Source organism: Bacillus cereus group sp. BceL220 (genome assembly GCF_051776965.1).
GTDB lineage: Bacteria > Bacillota > Bacilli > Bacillales > Bacillaceae_G > Bacillus_A > Bacillus_A cereus.
Genome location: NZ_JBPWBC010000005.1, coordinates 183456 through 204555 on the forward strand (window position 1 = coordinate 183456; position 21100 = coordinate 204555).

Genomic DNA, 21100 nt, shown 5'->3' on the forward strand with positions numbered 1-21100 from the left:
GGGTACTCCAAATTAAAACTTGGAATACCCTTTTTTATTATACGAATTCAGCTTACTTCCCAGCTTCGATTTTCTCTAATGCAGCAGCTACTTGCTCTTCCGTTAATTCATGCTGTATTACGTAGCGGTTACGTGGACTTACACGACATTCATGAGAACATGCACGTAAATATTTCGCTTCGTTTTCTTCAGAACATAAAATTTTCTTATTACATTCTGGATTTGAACAGTTTACATAGCGCTCACATGGTTCACCTGTAAAGTGATCTTTACCAACGATAACATGTTCTTTTTGGTTTACTGGAACAGCGATACGCTCATCAAACACGTAACATTGTCCATCCCAAAGCTCACCTTGTACTTCTGGATCTTTTCCGTACGTTACAATTCCGCCGTGAAGCTGACTTACATCTTCAAAACCTTCACGAACTAACCAACCAGAGAATTTCTCACAACGAATTCCACCTGTACAGTAAGTTAAAATCTTTTTACCTTCAAGTGTTTCTTTGTTTTCTCTAATCCAATCTGGTAATTCACGGAATGATTCGATATCAGGTTTAATCGCACCTTTGAAGTGTCCTAAATCAAACTCATAATCATTTCGTGCATCAATGATAACTGTATCTTCTTGTTTCATTGCCTCATAAAAATCTTTTGGCTCTAAATACTTCCCAGTTATTTCGTGTGGGTTAATGTCATCTTCTAGACGAAGTGTAACTAATTCTGGACGAGGACGTACGTGCATTTTCTTGAATGCATGCCCTTCTTCTTCATCTATTTTAAATACGATACCATCAAAACGTGGATCATTATTCATTGCTTCCATGTATTTCTCTGTTTGCTCTACAGTTCCAGAACAAGTTCCGTTAATACCTTCTTTTGCTACAAGAATTCTTCCTTTTAATTCAAGTGAATTACAAAATTCTAAATGCTCTGCAGCAAATTCTTCTGGGTTTTCAATTGTTGTGTACATGTAATATAGTAATACTCTGTATGGTTTTGTAGTTGCCAATGTATTTCTACCACCTATCTAATTTTTAAAATCATGTATAAGTTAACGTTCATATCAAAACATATATAATAAGAAAATGAATCCCATTTTCTTTTCTTTATACTATTTTCTATCAGTTAACAAAAATAAAAAACAAGATTACACATCATAACACTATGGTTATGTTGTAATCCCAATATATTATATATCATACAATTGCAATTCCATCAATTAATATGCTGTATTATCAGCTTTATGTTCACATAAATTTCAAAAACAGCCCTTTAATTCACTATGTTTCCCCATGTCATCACACCATAAACTCCCAATTCATTTTACATTATCACACCATCCATTGCATAAAGGCATATAATTTGCATTAAGGAAACTTTCGTGTTCAAATGAAATTATCACATAACATATTTAAATGTATTGAAATAATGAGTAAGAATAAATACAATAATTTCATCAAGTTAACATTTTAAAGGGGAAAACTACTATGAATAAAGATATAACAAAAGATAAACATCTCCCTTCTGAAAGTACAACTGTACAATCAGCTCACTTAGCTTTAAGTGGAGAAACAAAAGGCTGGAAAAGACTGTTACCATTTTTAGGACCCGCTTTTATCGCGTCCGTTGCTTATATTGATCCTGGCAACTTTGCTACAAATATCGCAGCTGGTTCACAATATGGATATTTACTATTATGGGTTATACTCGCTTCTAACTTAATGGCTGTATTAATCCAAACTTTATCGGCTAAATTAGGAATTGCTACAGGAAACAATTTACCCGAAATAGCTCGTGAAAACTTTCCAAAGCCTGTGTCTATCGGCTTATGGATACAAGGTGAACTAGTTATTATGGCTACAGATTTAGCGGAATTTATTGGAGCTGCTTTGGGGCTTTACTTACTATTTGGAATCCCGATGCTACCTGCCGCTTTAATTACAGCAGCCGGATCATTTATTATCCTTGAATTTCAACGTAGAGGATTTCGTCCACTAGAAGCTATTATTACAGGAATGATTTTCATTGTAGTAATTGCTTTTGGGATTCAAGTTTTTTATGCAAAACCAGAATTAAGTCCCCTTCTTTCAGGACTATTTATTCCAAAATTCCAAGGTGTAGACAGTATATTACTTGCAGCAGGGATTTTAGGTGCGACAGTTATGCCGCATGCAATATACTTGCATTCTGCATTAACACAACGCCGTGTGGTCGGAACAACTGACGAACAAAAGAAAAAGATTTTTCGTTTCGAATTTATCGATATTATTATTGCAATGGTTATCGCTGGAGCAATTAATGCGAGTATGTTAATTGTTGCAGCTGCACTATTTTTTAAAAGTGGTATGCACGTTGAAGATTTAGATGTTGCTTACACTCAATTTACCAACTTAGTAGGTCCTATATCAGCTGCTTTGTTTGGAATTGGTCTGTTATCAGCCGGTTTATCAAGCTCTTCTGTCGGTACAATGTCAGGCGATATTATTATGCAAGGATTCATTCGCATGCATATTCCGTTATATTTACGCCGATTTATTACAATGATTCCACCACTAGTTATTATTGCTTTAGGTGTAAATCCAACTTACGCTCTAGTTATGAGTCAAGTTGTCTTATCATTCGGTATTGCATTTGCACTTGTACCACTTATTATGTTTACAAGTAATAAAAAGATTATGGGTGCACTCGTTAACCACCGCATAACAACATTTATCGCATGGATAATTGCTGCTCTCGTTATCGTTTTAAATATCTTCTTACTGTATCAAACATTTGTAGGGTAATGAAAAAAGGGTATTCCAATTTTTATTTGGAATACCCTTTTTGGATGAAATGATTTTCTTCTAGTTACCACTTATGTATGCCCCTCTTTCCGGCATCATGACACCATTTTCAGTTCGAAAATAAAGTGGTAATCCCTCCGTAAAAAACATACTCACCTTGGACGGATCTTGCCTTTGATGATGGATATGTAAATGTGGTTCACTTGAACTCCCTGAGTTACCAACTTGAGCAAGAACTTCTCCCTCTCTTACACGTTGTCCTTCTTTCACTTTAATTGACCCTTTCTTTAAATGGGCAAGAATTAAAAATGTGCCTGTTTCATCTAGTCGTAAATAAATATGATTCCCAGCCATTGACTGAAAATTATCCGATCCCGGAACTAAATCTTGTTCATTATTATTAATTGATACCACCGTCCCAGAAGCTGGTGCCATTACTTTCGCTCCATATATTCCGTAATCCTCTAACTTACTACTTTTCACTTCAGCAGGTGGAATGAGAATATCATATGCCCACCTTTCATTTGGTTTTATAACGTGATAGTTCGTTTCTAACCGATCACCACCCCAACCTATTAATACCCGTTCATTCAAAGGAAAACGAACTACTGTTTTAGGACTCATAGATTGTATATCTGCTGGATAAGCAATTCTACCTATATTAGCAAACCAACCGACAGGCCAAGCTCCAATGATAGAAAACAGAATGATTAAAAATAGCGTTCTATCTATCCGCTTTCTAAAAATGCCTTTCCAAAAAAATATTATTACTGATCCTATCAAGAGGAAAACTGAAATAAAACTAAAAGCCTGAATACTCCACCAAACAAAAACTGATGTAACACCATTAGCTACATAAATTAAACTCCAACTTATAATTAAAAAAGAAACTATAATTACTAATAAAAATTTCTTCCACATGTCGCATCCCTACTCTCATATCCTTCTTCTCAATGATACAAAGTAAAAATTACGACATATAAAAGAAATACTTACGACTTTCTTACTTTTTTATACTGCGGTAATTTCACAGTAAAAACTGTTTCTTTATCGTTACTACGTACAGTGATATCCCCTTGATGGAGATCGGCTATACTTTTTGAAATTGCAAGTCCTATTCCTTTCCCGCCCGTATGAGAACTACGTGATTTTTCACTACGATAAAACTTCTCAAAAATGTAAGGAAGGTCCTCTTTCGGAATGCATTGTCCAAAATTTTTAATTTCTACTTCAACATTCATTGTTTTATTGAAAATTTCAATTGCAATTCCCTTTCCATCTCTCCCGTACATAATACTATTACCTATTACATTTTCAAATAGTCTCACTATAAGTGTCACATCAACTTCTACATGTAGCACTTCATCACTTTTAATATAAAAGCTCATATTGGCATCATCTAATTGTGGTACAAAGTCAATCATGATTTGTTCAATTAATGCTTTCATATCTACTTCATCTTTATGTAATTCAATCTCTCTATAATTTATTTGACAGTATTCTAATAAATCATCTACTTGATTTTTTAATTCATAACTTTTTCGCTTTAATATACTTACATACTGTTCACATTCTTCTCCATTCGAATGGAGTTTATTTCCTAACAGGTCCGCATAACCGATTAAAGATGTTACTGGCGTTCGTAAGTCATGAGAAATATTACTAATCATTTCATTTTTCATTTCCTGTGATTTTTTTTCATTTTCAATAGACTCTTTTAAGCTTTTCGCCATTCTATTAACATTTGCTGCTAGTTCACCAATCTCGTCATTTTTCAAAATAGGTATATGTATTTCAAAATTACCGTCACTTATTTCCTTCACGTTCTTGTTAATTTGAGACAACCTTTTCATCAGTGTTTTTGTCATTAATGCAAAGTATGTTGTAGTAAAAATCAAAAAAACTATAAAATATAAAAATGAATATTTTTCCTCTAAAACATTAACCTGACTATATATATTTCCAACCAAAATTTGAAACACTATTATACTTACAGTTGCTAACAAGATGCTACATATGAATGCGATAAAAAACTTAGCTCTAATACCTTGTAATGATTTAATCTTCAAATTTATATCCGACTCCCCAAACATTTTGAATAAACTTCGGTTCTTTTGGATTCTCTTCAATTTTATTTCTCAATCTTGCAATATGAACCATTACTGTATTATTATTTTCATAGGCTCTTTCGTTCCAAACGCTCTCATATATTTCTTCAATTGTGAACACACGATTCCTTGCAGCTGCCATTAAGTGTAAAATATCATATTCAGTTTTCGTAAGATTGATTCTTTCTCCATATAACATTACTGTTCTCGACACTTCATCTATTTCTAAACCTCTAATATTTATTTTCTTTTCCATTACTTGAACAGCATTTTGGTTGAAATATGTATACCTTCTTAATTGAGCTTTCACTCTTGCGATAAATTCAATTGTACTGAACGGCTTCACAATATAATCATCTGCCCCAGTACTAAATCCAATTACCTTATCTACATCCGATGATTTCGCGCTTAAAAACATAATTGGTAAACTATGTTTCTCTCTAATCCTTCTACAAAGTTCTATACCATCCATTTGAGGCATCATAATATCCAAAATAGCAAGTTGAATACTGTTATTATTTATTATTTCTAAAGCCTCTTCTCCTTTATGAGCACTAAAAACTTTAAAACCTTCTTGTTTTAAATTCACATTAATAAATTGAATAATATCCTTATCGTCATCTACAATTAATATCGAATTTTTTTCCATTTCCAAACCTCTTTTTTGAAATATATTCCACATCTAAGTTTATCATAAATCAAATCTACCCTTACGCCTTGAATAATCTTTATTTTCAGATTAAATTATATAATAACAAATACATTCTATTTTCATGTGAAAAGGAGCGAAAATATGTTTCCTTTATTAAAAACTGAAAGACTTATTTTAAGAGAACTTACCGAAGAAGATGCACCGCGTATACTACAATGCTTTTCTAATACTAATGTACTGCGCTATTATGGCCAAAAACCGTTACAAGATGTTGATCAAGTGAAACAAATCATTCATAACTTTAAGTTGAGTTACAATGCAAGAAACGGTATAAAATGGGGAATCGAATTAAAAGACAAGAAAGAACTCATCGGTACCATTGGTTTTCACGATTGGTCTTCTGAGCATAAACGAGCCAATATAAGTTATGCCTTTTTGCCTGAACACTGGGGAAAAGGCTATGCGACTGAAGCTGTTTCTGAGGTTATATCATACGGTTTCCATACGATTCATTTAAAGCGGATTGGAGCAATTGTATTTCTTGAAAATGAAGCTTCCAATAAAGTACTATTAAAATTAGGCTTTGAAAAAGAAGGTGTTCTAAAAAATTATATGTATCAAGATGATATCCCATATGATACGAATTTTTACGCTTTATTAAAATCGGTTTAATAGAATTCATGTGTAAAAAACTTGTTTTAGTACACTAGATATAGGTAGTGAATTTTTAATGAAGGATGCTAAGTACTATACATTATAAAACATTAAAAAAGGGCTATGAGTAAACTTTTACTCATGCCCCTTTTTATGTTCTTTTTCTGTTTTCGCAATGCTTTTGGAATATGTACGCAAAAGGCTCACTTTCCATTTAATTCCCCGTCATCGCATATGCTCTAGAACGAGATTCCCCACAAACATACCGAAACTCAAAAATACCACACTTCCCCTTATCCTTATCTGGATTACGAAGGTTTTGAAACACAGGGGAGTTTCGATAAATTTCAGCTAGCGATGTTGTTCTAATGTTCCCGGTTTTAATTACCAATACCTTATTTGGATATGTTTCTCAGTATAAAATTAAGAAATTAGGAATTTTTCATTACTCTAAAAACACGCTCTTTAACTGAAGATTATTAAATTAAGTTTTTTAAAATTATATTTTTAAAGGTTTTCAACATCATTGCCTCTTTTCTAAAACCATAAAGAAAGTACTATCTGGTAGTGCAACCGCATTCCCAGACTCATCTGTAAACTCGATTTTCTCGCTAAGATGGTTTGTATATCCATCCTGCAAATAGTTCATAGCTTGAACGATGTTTACTTTATCTCCAAAGATACTCTTTACAAAATCCTTATAATCGTTTGGCGTAAAGATTCCAAACTGCTCCTGCACTTCATGAACGAAGGAGTCCTCGCCCCAAGTATATGTATATAAGAACTCCATTGCATCGTTAACAGGCATTTTGACTGTATTTTCTGCAATTACTTCATACTGGATTGTACGCCCCTTAAATTCATGGGCATACTGCTCTAAGAACTTCATTCCATCTGCATCTTTAAAACGAATCAACCGCATTAACTTTTTATCTTCGGTCATGATGCCATCACGAATGATAATACGACCTCCTCGCTTTAACACCTTATAGGCACTCTGCAGCCCCTTTTTAATAACTTCATGATTGAATTTCTTACCTTCATACTCGATATAAGAGAACAGCTCATGAAGGATAGAAGAATATACAATCGTATCAACCGATTCTTTTTCAAACGAGCTGCTTAAGTTGATTGCATCTCCTTTAATGACGTCCCAAGAACGCCCTTCGTTCTGCTTCTTCTTTTTCAACGTATCAATCACGTTTTCAGAAATATCGATACCGTAGATTCGTTTATTCTCGGTCTCTTCTTCAATCATGTCTAGCATGACACCACCACCAGCTCCGACATCTACAATCGTATCTCCCTTTATATAATCAAGAATAATTCGTTTATCATCAGCCGAACTATTCATATGCTCCAAATACACTTCTTCGTTATGGAATCTATCATATGCATCCTTTCGTAACCCGAAGAAATCAAACAGTAGCACATTTGCCCGAGCATGCATCATATCTATCTTTTCTGCCTCTACACAGAAGGTAATTAACGCCTCACCTACAGCAGAAAACTGAAACGACACATACGCAGTCTTCATATCTTCATCGACTTTAACCTCAAAAGAAACATGCGTTGTATTCGGTTTCTCGTTCTCACGGTACTCCCGTAGATACTTCTCAATAACCCGCTTACGATACACGTTGTCCTTTTTTTCGCCTTTGAAATCATAATGCAGCTGTTGCATCAATTTCTCGAAATGTATATGCTGAACTTTTCTAGTGCCTATCTCATTCTTTAACATAACAAAAACTGTCCAAATATCCTCAAAGCTAAGAGCATGCATAGACGGTTCTACATACCATAAATCCTTATCAAATAAGAATGTTTGAACGTCACTCTTCTCGCTCCCCATAATTATATCTTTTTCAAATGCTGACTCCTTATGTTTTGGCGTGAGTCTATGTATGCGAGAAGTAAATGGCTCCATATAACCATCAAACAAACCATCAATTGTAATCTTCACATCGTTCTTCACTTCACTCCACAAAGCTTTTGATACGCCCTCAATAATGCATTGGTTAAGATAGTATAGAATCTCCTTTAACCTAACGTCTCCGTATTCTTCTTTATATGTGTTAATTAAATCAATATGGGAGTCCAAACGAGCCTCTCCGCGGATATACTGCCCGATTAATCCATGTGTTCTAATTAAATCTCGAATAAACAAATATTCAATAGCGTTTAAGTTTGTCTCTACACGTTCAATAAACTGAATGTCACTAAAGATATCAGCAGAACCCTCATTATGTACCAATAGATTAATCCCTTTTTTCTTCCATTGCTCCCGCTGTTTTAAAGATCCTACCTTTGCAAGTTCACTATACGTTAGTACCTTTTCGATAATATGATACGCTTCTTCAGCTAAAGGCAATCCATCTAGCACTTGCAGCGTACGGTGTACATAGTACAACACTGCATCTGTTTTTAATGCACCAAGTGCTTGTACATTCTCATAGTTTTGATGTATCTCCTCTGCCTCAATTAGATGTTTTAACCACGTAGGGATTGCAACAGAAATCCCTTCAATGTATGTATTTAGAACTTCAATGCTTTTCAACTTATTTCCCTCCATATATAATCAATATCTGTAGTAAAGTCTGGGACACCTTCTCCAAAAAGAGCATCACCTTATGTCCCTCCCCCTAAATACTACTACTTGCTTTTTACCATCTACATCTCTTTCGAATAAAAATGCATCAAACCCAGTCTTTTTATCATGTAAAAGAGAGGTATCAATTTCGTTACTAACATGCCAAGGTTGTAACATATTCTTGTGTTCAGCTCTTATTTTAACTTCATTTGTTTTAACAGAATCAACTGAAAATGGAAAAGGCAAGCGGGTGCACTCCACTTGCCATTTTTTCATAGCTTAGTATGTATTTGAATTTCTTTTGCTTTCTCTTTTTCACCCTTCACGCGTACAATTAAATCATATGATCCGGATTTTGGAGCTTCAAAAGAAAGCAAACCTTCTTTTTGAGAAGTGATTTCTTCTTCATAAATAACCTTATCATCTTTTGTAACTTGTAATAAAATTGTACCTTCTTCAACAGCTGCTTCATAAGGGATTTCCACATTTCCTTTTTCAGCTTTAAGCGCTTGTACATCGTAATACCCTTGCAGAGAACCAATTTTCAAAGTCGTTTCGCCATTTTTTTGAACCTTTGTAACTTGTGTTGCTGTATTGCACGCACTTAACAATACAACAAGAGTGAGAATCATAAATAAACGTAATGATTTCATAGAAATTCCCCTTTTTTTATGTATATGAGAATTAAAATTCATTCTTTAACTATTTCAAAAACACCAACACCTAAAAAGAATCACTGCTTTTCTTCAATTTCTTTTTTAAATAATTTTTGAAACTCTAATTCTGTTTCATTAATAAAACCAAGATGTAACACACTAGAGATATCTTCATGATTCAAGAAGAAATTGTACTCTGAAGAAATATTACCATGAGGGAATATACGAAGTAATTCATCTTCTATTTGCTTTATAATATTAAGAAAAGATTCATGTGCTTTATTCATTCTAGGTAGATCATTATAAAAACTTAAACTGGAAGCACCAACCCATCTCATTTGAAGCTTTAATAATTCCCCTTGAATTTTAGAATGACGATTCGATTCTATATTACTAGCATATTTAAAATTCTTTGCAATTCTTCCGGTCTAACTTGTATATTCCCCATGGATATCCCCCCTATCCCAATAACGCATTCAAAAAATTTCATCACACAAATTTTTAATCCTAATCATTAAAAACCCTACTTTTTCTTACTTTAATTGTTTCTAAAATGTAGAAAAGAACCCCTAAACCAAATATCTTTTCAGCATTAGAAATATTATTACCTAATTTAATAATAGGTACATTTAATCCGAATCTTTCGCTCCATTCCAAAGGCATATATCCTCTTTTACAGTTTATTAATATCCGGTTATCCATTGTACGAAAAGAAGTTTCGAAAAAATTAAATTCAACTTCTACTTCAGAAATTTTCATCTCTTTTTCATTCATTAAAGAACCACGTACCATTCCAAATCCTTGTATCATATTTTCTTTAAACATCCCTACACAATTATAATTTGAGTCATAAATAGCCCAATCATAGTTTTCAACTTCACTATGAAAATATGCAAGAATTTCCCCATCCTTTGCTTCCAATCCAACAACTTGCTTGTTTTTTAAAAAAGGTAATTTTGAAGAAATTATATCAGTTGGAACCATAGTTGTTCCTACTATATAGGCGCCATCGGGAGTATATAAACCGTAATGTTTATTATTTTGAGGTAATTCTAGTAAAACATAAGTATCAATATCCCAAAACTTCAAATCATTTTTAGCTATATTCTCTTTTAATAAATTCCCTTTTCTTAATTGCCAAAATCCAATTCCCCCAAGAACAAACGAAGCTATAACCATAAATATTATTTCTCCCCAATTAACATCACTCCAACTATTATACAGACAATATAATCCAAAGAGAAAAATCCCTGTCCCAATTAAACACTTAAACCGTCCCCTTTTTTTATAATACTCAAATAATTCCACACAAACACCTCTATCAACTCATCTTAATACCCCAAATTACCTTTTAAGTATATCAAGGACAAAATATATAATCTAATATTTTTTTTATATAATTAAAAACAAACATAGTTACAGAAAGAGAATGTTTGTATGCTGATCTGTACTACATTTCCTTACTCCTTGTATGCTATATTTCTATTCTTCTTTTTACTTAAACAAACTGCTCAATCTTATTTGTTGCGACTTCTTATGAATGTGTACCTACAATTTTGCATTTATCTTCTTTATCTGCAGGGAACACCACCAAAGGATTTCCCTGCCCCCTGTAAAAAAAACCTTACTTTTAAAAAGTAAGGTTTTTTGTATTTATTCATTAGCAATATAAGCATTCTTATACGTATAAATACCACCAAATTGATGCTTTTCAATTCCTTTTACATAATCCTTTTGTACATATGCTGAGCCAATATGATAAAGCGGTGCCACAGCTGCATCTTCTAATAATACCTGTTCGGCTTCTCGCAACGCTTTCCATCGATTTTCCGTATCTAGTACAAAATCCGTTTTCGCTTTCTTTATTAATTCATCGTAACGAACATTAGAATAATTCATTTTATTATTCGGATTCCCTGTCGTAAATAACTCTAAATAACTAATTGGGTCTTTATAGTCAGGTCCCCAATTTGCCATAGTTATATCGTAATCACCTATTTGTTCTAACTGTAATTTTTGCTTAAATGGCTGTTGTTTAATTTGTATCGCGAGTCCTTGCAAATTCTTTTCTAAATCACCTTTTATATATTCTGCCATACGTTTTGCATTATCTTGTTCAAACGTTAAAAACTCGAGGTTTACTTGCTCTACTTCAAGCTCTTTTTTCGCTTCTTCCCAAAGTTTTTTCGCATTTTGCAAATCATATGAGGAAATATCTCCATTTTCTTTTCTAAAATCTTTACCAGTCACTTCATTTACATGACCAACTGGTACAAGTCCACTTGCAGGTTTTGCTCCGTTATTAATAAAGTGAGCAACGAAATCATCTTTATTTAACGCTAATGAAATAGATTGACGCACCTTTTTATTTGCTAACGCGTTATTTTTTTCATTAAAACGAAGCATAGCAATTCCAGGATCACTCGACATATGTAATTCCTTATTCCCTTTATACTTGTCTACAACTTGCGAATTAATAGGTACTCGATCCAAATCTCCGGCTTCATATAAATTTACAGCTGTCATTGTATCCTTTAGGATATGAAAGTTTATTTCATCTAATTTCACTTTCTTTCGATCCCAATATGTAGTATTTTTCTTTAATTGAAACTCTTGTTCATGCTTCCATTTTTCTAATACAAATGGACCGTTATATATGAGATTACTAGGTTCCAATGCATAATTGTTTCCTTGTTCTTTCAAAAATGATTCATGCTGTGGTAAGTATATAGGTAGTGCTAACAACTGTAAAAAATACGGAACTGGCTGTTCGAGTTCAACTTCTAACGTATAATTATTTATCGCTTTAACCCCAAGTGCATCAAGAGGCATTGTTCCCTTATTGATCTCTTTCGCATTTTTTACATAAAAGAGCATGGACGCATATTGAGAGGCTGTTTCAGGGTTAATTGCACGTTTCCAAGCAAATATAAAATCATTTGCTGTTACATTATCCCCATTGGACCATTTTGCATCTTTACGCAAGTCAAATGTATATTTCTTACCATCTTCACTTCTTTTAAACGATTTTGCTATGGCTGGAGTAGGCTGATCTTGATCGTTTAATACATATAACCCTTCAAATATATTCTGCATAATGTGTGCTGATGTACCATCTGTTGTTTTCACAGTGTCCAGAGAAGGAATTTCTTCTGATACTGTTACATTTAACACTTGTTTTTTAACCTCTATGTCACTTTTATCCGCTTTATTATTACAAGCTGTTAATAATAAAGATGTAACAAGTGCCATTACCATTAAATGGCTCTTTTTTCGCTTCATGAGTTGTTCTCCTTAAATATAAAATATTATAAAGCGTAATATATTATAGCAGAAATACTAACAGAAAGATGCGACATTCTTTTGAATATTTATTCGTTCAAGAAAAAAGTTTTTTTTAAAAGGGTACGGACTATCTTGGAATCTTTTTGATTTTCAACAAAAAACACATATAAAATAATAAGGTGAATTTTTTGGTTATAATCCCCAAATATCCAACTGGCCATTCATCTTTAATTTTAATTACTCGTGTATCTTCTCACAGCGTATTTACAGCATGTGAAAATAATCATGATCCTGAAGAAGATGAAAACGAAGGAAACGCAAAAGATTTCAGAGAGTTATTCACTCCTGAAGCGAAGAAAACCGTTGCTTTTGTGGGGGGAAATACAGATCTAATGAAATCAGTTAGCAAAGATCTTAAAAACTATAAAATCCAAAAAAGTGAAGAGAAAAATGAAATTGCTACAGTAACTGTTAATGCTGTATATAAAGGTAATCCTAAAAAAGTAATCGTAATTGAACTAGAGAAAACGGATGATGGTTGGAAAATTAGTAAATCATAAAAAAACGGTCTAGAATTCTAGGCCGTTTTTTAGTTTCCTCAATCTTCTTCTTCGAAATCACGTAGACTAGCAAGCAATTCTGTAAATGTTGAGCAAACAGGATATATTGCTTCCTCTATGTTTTCTTCTTCATAATCCCAAAATACTACTGTTGGTGATTCGGGATTGCTACGGTAATCAAAACACAGATGATTCCCAAATGAATCCTTACCAAAGGGATATACTTTATTTGCTAATCTATCTTTTATATCATCATAAACTTGGATGATTGAATTTCTACTTTCTAAATCAAAAGTTAAAAGCTTGCTAAATACATTCTCATCCTGTCCGGGTACATCAAATATTTTGGGTCTTGGATAGCCACTATCATATTTTTTTACACATTCTATAAAATCCATAGGGAATTTAATATTGAAATATTGTTCTACTTTCTGAATGTTTTCATCTGTAATTTCTTTTTTATTTACTCCAATCCAAGTAACGTTGCTCATATATACTCCTCCTTACTTATCGCTGTCTTTTCCCCAAATTTTATATCCACCAGTGTGACCTGTTTTCCTATGTGTTTCATAATCAACAAGTTGCATTCGTCCTGCTTCTTGATGATGATGCCATGTATAATTCTCTGGTACCTCGCCTAGCTTAAATAACTCTATTTCTTCTTCTGTGAATTTTGCAGCTAACTTAGGGTCTTTCATTATTTGTTCGTATAATGCTTTACTACATATTCTATCATGTGTTGGTCTAGATTTTTTAAAATCTGCTTCTTTTAATTTAACTTCAGAAACAGGTTTAAAAATAGGGAAACCATCTAAATCATACGGAATTCCTGTAACTGGATGTTTATTTCCCGCTAACTCACCCAATCTTAACCTTATTGTTTTCGGACCATTTGGACCCTCATAAGTATATGGGGCTGCTTTCTGCAAGTACTGTTGAATACTTCCGACTCCCGCATATGAAAGATGATTACCACCCTTAAATTCATAGTTATTTAATATGTGTAATGCATTTCTATATGCCGGGGAATTAATTACAAGTGATTTTCCTTTAGTAAAACCTGTAATAGCAGCTACCTTACCTGCTTGTCCTACTTTATCTAGACCTTTGCTACCAGCAAAGCCTGTTAGTAGTGTAGTGACTGCGTAAGCTGCATAATGTTCTCTGCTTTCAAGATCTCCATTCCAAAAATTATTCATAAATGTATCTGATACAGTGTTCCATGCAGCAGGAAGAGTCTCCCTATAGTTTACAATCGCATCTCGCATATTTAACCAGGTTTCTTTATCTCCTAAAGCTACAAATCCTTCCCATGCATCTACAGCACCATCTATAAAACCAGTAGAAATACCAGTCCACGCAGCATTTAAATCCTTTTTATTCAAAAATGACTCTTCTGATTTTGGAGGGAGTTTTCCACACATGGCTCCTTCTTGAATATTAGAATCAACTAAATTTTCGCCATACAATTCATCCGCTTCTCGGAATTTAACAGCTGCACGTTCTAATTCTACTGCGATTTTATCTAATTCTTGCAAAATGTTAAACATCATTGGCTTTGCTTCATTAAACATCTGATAGAAACGATCACTGCTTGCTCCGCTCCACTGAGAAGCTATATATTCAGTTTGAGAGTATAAGTCTTTATGTATATATTCTAATGATGATCTCGTATTTCTTACTGTTTTAGCAACTTCTTCTAATTGTTCCGGTGTTACCTTAATTTGTGTGCTCACTCCATCCCTTCTTTGCATATATATTATAAAAATTATGACATATCATGATTTCATGAATGGTTATCATTTAAAAATATCCGTTCCTAAAAGAGACAGTATGTCCCATCATAAAAACAGCTCCAATTCCTCATTAAAAATTGGGGGCTGTTTTTGTTTTAAATGCACTTTATTTTATAAATTTCGATAGTTTTACATTTTAATTCCCGCTAATGTATCATAATTTTTTCAAAATTCCTTAATAAAACCAAAACGAATTGTTATTTCAATCACACGAAGGAAATGATTTTTGTGGAATTAACTCTTCAGACACAAAAACAGGATGTGGAGAAAAGTTTCTCCACATCCTGAATATATCTATCTTTGCAGACCTCGTTTATATCGACTTGCTTCAAATATAATACGCTCTTCATCTAACGTTTTACATTCACCATTCCAAACGACACGTTTTCCGTTAATAATTACATCGCTTATATCTTTACCACTCGCAGCATATACAAGGTGTGATAACACTTCATCCGCTGGTTGTAGATGCGGCTTATTAGACGGGTCAATCGTAATAAAATCAGCACACTTACCAGCTTCTAGTGACCCTGTTTGTTTCATCCCAATGACTTCCGCAGCTCCTTTTGTCGCAAGAGAAAGAGCTGTTTCAACTGGTAATGCTGTTGCATCTTGGTGTATACCTTTTTGCAATAAAGTTGCTATACGCAGTTCTTCAAACATGTCTAAATTATTGTTAGACGCAACACTATCTGTTGCAATTCCTACTTTTATTCCTGCTTCTAGCATCGCTTTTACATTCGCTATACCAGAACCTAGTTTTAAATTACTATTTGGGTTATGTGCTACTCGAACATCATGTTCTGCTAAAAATGCACGCTCATTTTCATTTAATACTACACCGTGTGCAATAACTGTTGGGCGTTTAAACAACCCGCAACTTGCTGCATATTCTACTGGACGTTTTCCGTACTGTGCTTCAATATCACGTACTTCACGCTCTGTTTCCGAAAGATGAATATGGACCATCGTTTGATTTTCTACTGCAATACGTGCGCATTCTTCTAACAGTTCTGTAGAACATGTATATGGACTATGCGGTGCAACCATCGTAGTTAACATGCCACTTTCTTTATAGTAACGCTTCACATATTTCTCAGCTTCTTCAATTGCTTTCTTTTCATCCTCTTTCGTTCCGAAGCTAAATAAAGTTCTTGAAACAGCAGCTCGCATTCCACTCCTTGATACCGTTTCCATAATTGCATCTTGATCTACTCCAATTGGATTAAACATGTCAGAAAATGATGTTGTACCACTTTTCACCATTTCAAGTAATCCTAATTCCGTACTAGCAACCGCAAGCTCTGGAGTAAACTGACTTTCAAGTGGCCAAATTCTCGTCTCCAGCCATGGTTGTAATAACATATCATCGCCAATACCTCTTAAGAGACTCATTACAACGTGTGTATGTGTGTTTACAAGCCCTGGTAAAACCCACTTTCCTTTCATGTCAATTACTTCATCTACTTCAAAATCATTAGCGAATTCTCCGCTCTTTACATCTATAATTTGATCATTTTCTACAATGATATATCCATTTTCTATCACTTCGTTTTGTTCATTCATCGTTACGATTGTAGCGTTTACATAAGTTGTTTTCAAAAGTATTTCCCCTTTCAACTCTATGAAGTTCCCTTTAATAAGTTACCACCATTATAGTAACTTATTAAAGATTAAGAGTCAAAAGATAATTTGAATTCTTTCGTTATTTTTTCCTTCAAAATGTTATATTGCTTTTCATTTGTATCTGCAAATGCTTCTTCCCGATTTGACTTTTCATCCATATAATTCAATTTCCCATTGAATTGAGTCTCTGTAAAATCAAATCTCTGCCCATCTATAAAGTTATAAAAGTGCCATACCTCTCTTACTTTTGTCTTTTTAATTTCTCCTCCGTATATGTCTTGAACGACAAGAGCTGTAACACCACATTGTCCCTTTGCTGGATTTTCAATTGTCCACTTTGAACTTGTTTCAATTGACCACGATTTTATTAGTGCTTCATATATTCTTTTTTCCTTTACATCATCCATTCTAATCTTCCCCTACTATTAATAGTTTTACACATCATATTTCAAAAGAGGCAGTAAACGACCCTTAAAGACAGTTGATGGTATCTCTCCTATTAACTGTGCTCCCATTTTCAAGTAATATCCTTTTGCATTCGGATCACTATCAATTGTAAAACTTTTTAATCCTAGTTCATTTGCTTTTTCTATTACATACTCCCAAAGTATTTTCCCGTAACCTTTTCCTTTGTAATCAGGATGAATGTACAAGAAATCGAGAGCTTTATCATTACGTAAAAATGAGAAAAAACCAATCTTCGCATTATCGTTTTCTAAAACATATACAAAATTATTTTTTATGTATTCTTCTGTAATTGTTAAATCTTCCTTACAAGCAAGTATGAATTCTTCACTATAATTCCACGTTGCTTTTGATTGTAGTGCGAGTTCACTTAATTCATTTGCTTCACTTAATAACGCTTCTCTTATCTTCATGATTCTTTCTCCTCACTTTCGATATGTAAACTACTAAATTGATTCGGAAAGCACTTCAAAAAACCTTTTATTTTCATAAATTAGAGCTTACTTTTATAATTCTTTATTATAATCAGTACGATTTTCAACAAATTTTTTTAAGAAAAAGAACGCCATCCCTAAAAGTTGGCGTTCTCTTTTTCTAAAATTTAATCTTCAAACTCACTCATTCGTTTTACTATTTCGTACGATACAAACCTATACAGTTTCTACTACCGCTTCAAGCATTGTTCCATTTTTAGCATAATTCGTATGCCAAGAAAAAGCTTTTTCTAAAATATGAGGAGTTTGTCCACCTCTTGTTTTTGCTTCTTCGTAATAAGCACGTAGTTGATCACGATACATTGGATGTGCGCAATTCTCAATAATAAGTTCCACTCTTTCTCTTGGCGCAAGCCCTCTTAAGTCAGCATACCCCTGTTCAGTGACGATAACATCTACATCATGTTCTGTATGATCTACATGTGAAACGAAAGGAACGATGCTTGAAATGTTCCCACCCTTCGCAATCGATTTAGTAACAAAGATAGCTAGGCGGGCATTTCTTGCAAAATCACCAGACCCACCAATACCATTCATCATTTTTGTACCTAAAACGTGAGTAGAGTTAACATTACCATATATATCCAATTCTAAAGCAGTATTAATTGAGATTAATCCAAGGCGACGAATGATTTCAGGATGATTGGAAATCTCTTGTGGACGCATCATTAATTTGTCACAATATTTTTCAAAGTTAGAAAATACTTGTTGCATTTTCTCTTCAGAAAGCGTGATAGAACAACAAGAAGCAAAATTGACTTTTCCAGCATCCATAAGATCAAAAACTGCATCTTGTAAAACCTCGGAATATACTTCTAAATCTTCAAATTCTGAACCTAACATTCCGTGCAATACTGCGTTAGCAACTGAACCAATTCCTGATTGTAACGGCGCTAAACGATTTGTTAATCGGCCTACTTTGACTTCTTCTCGAAGGAATTCGATTAAATGCTGTGCCATAATAACAGTTTCTTCATCCGGAGGAACAATTGTCGATGGCGAATCCAATTGATTCGTAAACACAATTCCCTTTACTTTTTCAGGATCAATTGGAATACCGATTGTTCCAATTCGGTCATCCGTTTTCACAAGCGGAATTGGAAGCCTCTCTCCTTGTTTACCTGGTTCATATAGATCATGTAGCCCCTCTAATTGCGCGGATTGAGCCATATTCATTTCAATAATAATAGACTTAGCATTTAAGGAAAACGCTAAGGAATTTCCAATTGAAGTGGTTGGAATAATCATTCCGTCCTCTGTAATCGCAACCGCTTCCAAAATAGCGAAATCTATATCTAGAACGTCAGCACGAAGTAACTCTGCTGTATGAGATAAGTGCTGATCTACAAATAAAAAGTCTCCGTTATTAATTCCTTTTCGCATTGTCGCATCAGCTTGGAAAGGCAATCGTTTCCCTAAAATTCCTGCCTCAGCAAATAATTTGTCTACATCCGAGCCTAAAGAAGCCCCAGTATAAACATTTACTTTAAAAGATTCATCATTCTTAACTCGGTTTACAAGCGCAAATGGGACTGCTTTCACATCACCTGCACGTGTAAACCCACTTAAGCCTAAAGTCATTCCACTTTGAATCCAGGAAGCTGCTTCTTCAGGTGTAACTACCCGATCTTTTAGGCGTTGATCTCTGATTCTATCTAAATTGTTCTCCATATGTAATCCCTCTCTCATTGAATATTCATAATTATTTTACACATTAACACTATCAAAATAGGGATTTTAGTATACAATGCTGAAAATTCAGACAGAACAGCAAATCTAGGTTCTAAAGCAGAAAAATTTAGAATCCTAGAAGCTTACGAAAATAACTAGCGTATGATTGACTAACTGGTACCCTCTCACCATTATCCATCGAAAGTACAAAAGTAGAATGGGTATCAGGATAAATCGCTTTAATATGATTAACATTTACAATAAACGAACGGTGACATCTAATAAATGAATCTTTCGGAAGCAAGTATTCGAATTCTTGTAGAGAGTATTTATGTGTTCCTGATAACTCTTCTGAATTCACATACGTCTTTTTATCTTTAGCCTCTAAATACATAACCTTTGAAAAAGGAACCGGAATCCAGCCGTCTGTTGTTTTTAAAGTAACGACTGACTTTCCATCCGTTAAAGCTGGATAAATTGCCGTTACGCACCCTTCAAGCTTTCCATTGTTTGAAAATGGTACAGCCATTCCATGATAAGGAATACCAAAAACATCCCGATTAATAAACTCAGATGTTTTTTGATTCATCACCATCGATTTATGAGCAATCGTTCCTTCCTTTATAGGATCCCCGACACTAATCTTTAAATCAATTCGTTTACTTGGCCGATAGTAAATATATTCTTTCGTATTCGAAACAGCAATTGAAATTTCATCTGAAAATAATTCACCAACAACATCTAGTAATAAACCTAACGTTCTATCTTCCATTCTATTAACACCTCATTCACTATTATACTACTATTATGAACAGGCATCTGTTGCTTTATAAAAAGTTTGATTTTAAGTTACTTTTAAAATTAGTTTTATTCACTATTACTTCGTTACTACAAAAAACCTCACTTCAGAAAAGTGAGGTTTCCTCTCATACAATATTTCTTTATTTTTTTAACGACTCTAGTAACTTTTTAACAAAATAAATTGAATTATGCGAAGCAGATACACAATTATCTTCGAACACTTCTATGCCAGAAGCTTCTTCTGTATCTGTTATTGATCTCACTGCTAAAAACGGAATCGTATTTGCATAGCAGACGTGGGCTATACTTGCAGTTTCCATATCTACACAAAGTGGATTGTATTTAGAGATTATTTCTGTACGACCACTCTCACTAATAAACGCTTCTCCAGTAACAACTTTTCCAAAATAAACATTTTGAGCGAATTGATTGTTCTCAACCACTTCTCTGCTTAATTCAAGCAGGTTTCTATCCGTTCTAAAATATACACTTTCCATCCAAGGATGATATTCAGTTAATATCCCTTCATCAACATCATGATATGCTATTTCTGTTGAAATTACTGTATCTCCAATTTTCAATACTTTGTCGATTGCTCCTGCAACACCTGTGACAATAATATGCGTTACATTGAATTTATCGATTAATATTTGAGTTGCAATAGCTGCATTAACTTTACATACACCACAATATAAGGCAACAACTTCTACATTCTCATATTTCCCACTGTGAAATGTTAACATCGCAAGATTCGTTATTTCCTTATTAGACATTTCTTCAATAAAAGGCGTAATTTCATCTTCTGATGGACCGATAATTCCAAATCTCATACATTCATCTCCTTACTTACACAGAGCTTGCTATCTGTTTAATTATATAGAATAAGATTTATTTTTTATTAAGTAAAGTGAATTTAAGAATTTATTGCCCCTATTTCTGTATAATAGATAATCCCA

20 protein-coding genes and 2 pseudogenes are annotated in these 21100 nt (G+C 33.7%); 3 read left to right on the forward strand and 19 right to left on the reverse strand.

The features are described 5' to 3' along the window. Positions 1 to 52: 52 nt before the first annotated feature. The gene (gene trhO, locus ACS2FK_RS15730; protein WP_063547058.1) at positions 53 to 1012 is read right to left on the reverse strand and encodes an oxygen-dependent tRNA uridine(34) hydroxylase TrhO; all 960 of its coding nucleotides are present in this window, start codon (positions 1010 to 1012) and stop codon (positions 53 to 55) included. Positions 1013 to 1490: 478 nt separating this feature from the next. Here trhO and ACS2FK_RS15735 point away from each other — a divergent pair, with 478 nt between their 5' ends. Next, positions 1491 to 2786, forward strand: a complete 1296-nt coding sequence (locus ACS2FK_RS15735; RefSeq protein WP_063547057.1) for an Nramp family divalent metal transporter — start codon at positions 1491 to 1493, stop codon at positions 2784 to 2786. A 60-nt stretch (positions 2787 to 2846) separates the two neighbouring features. Here ACS2FK_RS15735 and ACS2FK_RS15740 read toward each other — a convergent pair whose 3' ends face one another. The 3 genes from ACS2FK_RS15740 to ACS2FK_RS15750 form a co-directional block, all read right to left on the reverse strand. Continuing rightward, positions 2847 to 3707: a M23 family metallopeptidase gene (locus tag ACS2FK_RS15740; protein ID WP_063547056.1), complete on the reverse strand. Its 861-nt coding sequence runs from the start codon at positions 3705 to 3707 to the stop codon at positions 2847 to 2849. Positions 3708 to 3778: 71 nt separating this feature from the next. Continuing rightward, on the reverse strand, positions 3779 to 4879 hold the full coding sequence (locus tag ACS2FK_RS15745; RefSeq protein ID WP_170954600.1) for a sensor histidine kinase: 1101 nt from the start codon (positions 4877 to 4879) through the stop codon (positions 3779 to 3781). Then, positions 4845 to 5543 carry a response regulator transcription factor gene (locus ACS2FK_RS15750; protein ID WP_063547054.1) on the reverse strand — a complete coding sequence of 233 codons (699 nt, stop codon included), beginning with the start codon at positions 5541 to 5543 and terminating at the stop codon, positions 4845 to 4847. Before ACS2FK_RS15750 ends, ACS2FK_RS15745 begins: the two co-directional genes overlap by 35 nt. 144 nt (positions 5544 to 5687) lie before the next feature. Here ACS2FK_RS15750 and ACS2FK_RS15755 point away from each other — a divergent pair, with 144 nt between their 5' ends. Continuing rightward, positions 5688 to 6218, forward strand: a complete 531-nt coding sequence (locus tag ACS2FK_RS15755) for a GNAT family N-acetyltransferase (protein WP_000484220.1) — start codon at positions 5688 to 5690, stop codon at positions 6216 to 6218. Positions 6219 to 6310: 92 nt separating this feature from the next. On the opposite strand, the pseudogene ACS2FK_RS15760 reads toward ACS2FK_RS15755, so the two are convergent. From ACS2FK_RS15760 to ACS2FK_RS15790, 7 genes and pseudogenes are all read right to left on the reverse strand, one after another. Next, positions 6311 to 6606: pseudogene (locus ACS2FK_RS15760) on the reverse strand (hypothetical protein); the annotation flags it as partial. Between the two features lie 117 nt (positions 6607 to 6723). Continuing rightward, positions 6724 to 8757, reverse strand: a complete 2034-nt coding sequence (locus ACS2FK_RS15765; RefSeq protein WP_063547053.1) for a class I SAM-dependent methyltransferase — start codon at positions 8755 to 8757, stop codon at positions 6724 to 6726. 66 nt (positions 8758 to 8823) lie between these two features. Next, positions 8824 to 9036, reverse strand: coding sequence for a hypothetical protein (locus ACS2FK_RS15770; RefSeq protein ID WP_141552647.1), 213 nt, complete (start codon positions 9034 to 9036; stop codon positions 8824 to 8826). A gap of 26 nt (positions 9037 to 9062) precedes the next feature. Beyond that, positions 9063 to 9443: a BA_1872 family lipoprotein gene (locus ACS2FK_RS15775; protein WP_063547051.1), complete on the reverse strand. Its 381-nt coding sequence runs from the start codon at positions 9441 to 9443 to the stop codon at positions 9063 to 9065. Between the two features lie 80 nt (positions 9444 to 9523). Next, positions 9524 to 9670 (reverse strand): annotated as a pseudogene (locus ACS2FK_RS15780) (DUF4176 domain-containing protein); the annotation flags it as partial. Positions 9671 to 9953: 283 nt separating this feature from the next. Next, positions 9954 to 10754 carry a hypothetical protein gene (locus ACS2FK_RS15785; RefSeq protein ID WP_063547049.1) on the reverse strand — a complete coding sequence of 267 codons (801 nt, stop codon included), beginning with the start codon at positions 10752 to 10754 and terminating at the stop codon, positions 9954 to 9956. Positions 10755 to 11099: 345 nt separating this feature from the next. Further along, entirely contained in the window at positions 11100 to 12728 is a 1629-nt protein-coding gene (locus ACS2FK_RS15790; protein WP_063547048.1) for a peptide ABC transporter substrate-binding protein, read from the reverse strand. A gap of 233 nt (positions 12729 to 12961) precedes the next feature. Between ACS2FK_RS15790 and ACS2FK_RS15795 the strand changes: the two genes are divergently transcribed. Next, positions 12962 to 13291 (forward strand): DUF4878 domain-containing protein, encoded by a 330-nt coding sequence (locus ACS2FK_RS15795; RefSeq protein ID WP_063549280.1) that lies wholly within the window; start codon positions 12962 to 12964, stop codon positions 13289 to 13291. A 38-nt stretch (positions 13292 to 13329) separates the two neighbouring features. Here the strand turns inward: ACS2FK_RS15795 and ACS2FK_RS15800 are convergent, their stop codons facing one another. The 8 genes from ACS2FK_RS15800 to ACS2FK_RS15835 all read right to left on the reverse strand — a co-directional run bounded on the left by ACS2FK_RS15800 (position 13330) and on the right by ACS2FK_RS15835 (position 20974). Beyond that, complete coding sequence (locus ACS2FK_RS15800) at positions 13330 to 13782, reverse strand: SMI1/KNR4 family protein (protein ID WP_063547047.1); 453 nt, start codon at positions 13780 to 13782, stop codon at positions 13330 to 13332. A gap of 12 nt (positions 13783 to 13794) precedes the next feature. After that, on the reverse strand, positions 13795 to 15027 hold the full coding sequence (locus tag ACS2FK_RS15805; RefSeq protein ID WP_063547046.1) for a WXG100 family type VII secretion target: 1233 nt from the start codon (positions 15025 to 15027) through the stop codon (positions 13795 to 13797). Between the two features lie 354 nt (positions 15028 to 15381). Continuing rightward, complete coding sequence (locus tag ACS2FK_RS15810) at positions 15382 to 16707, reverse strand: bifunctional S-methyl-5'-thioadenosine deaminase/S-adenosylhomocysteine deaminase (protein ID WP_141552646.1); 1326 nt, start codon at positions 16705 to 16707, stop codon at positions 15382 to 15384. Between the two features lie 53 nt (positions 16708 to 16760). Next, positions 16761 to 17120: a YunG family protein gene (locus ACS2FK_RS15815; protein WP_048565312.1), complete on the reverse strand. Its 360-nt coding sequence runs from the start codon at positions 17118 to 17120 to the stop codon at positions 16761 to 16763. 27 nt (positions 17121 to 17147) lie between these two features. Beyond that, positions 17148 to 17591: a GNAT family N-acetyltransferase gene (locus tag ACS2FK_RS15820; protein WP_063547044.1), complete on the reverse strand. Its 444-nt coding sequence runs from the start codon at positions 17589 to 17591 to the stop codon at positions 17148 to 17150. A gap of 237 nt (positions 17592 to 17828) precedes the next feature. Continuing rightward, positions 17829 to 19343: an acetyl-CoA hydrolase/transferase family protein gene (locus tag ACS2FK_RS15825; RefSeq protein ID WP_063547043.1), complete on the reverse strand. Its 1515-nt coding sequence runs from the start codon at positions 19341 to 19343 to the stop codon at positions 17829 to 17831. A gap of 127 nt (positions 19344 to 19470) precedes the next feature. Further along, complete coding sequence (locus ACS2FK_RS15830; RefSeq protein ID WP_029441983.1) at positions 19471 to 20115, reverse strand: LytTR family DNA-binding domain-containing protein; 645 nt, start codon at positions 20113 to 20115, stop codon at positions 19471 to 19473. 169 nt (positions 20116 to 20284) lie between these two features. Next, a complete protein-coding gene (locus tag ACS2FK_RS15835; protein ID WP_016082075.1) occupies positions 20285 to 20974 on the reverse strand; it encodes a 5'-methylthioadenosine/adenosylhomocysteine nucleosidase in 690 nt (229 codons plus the stop codon). Between the last annotated feature and the right edge of the window lie 126 nt (positions 20975 to 21100).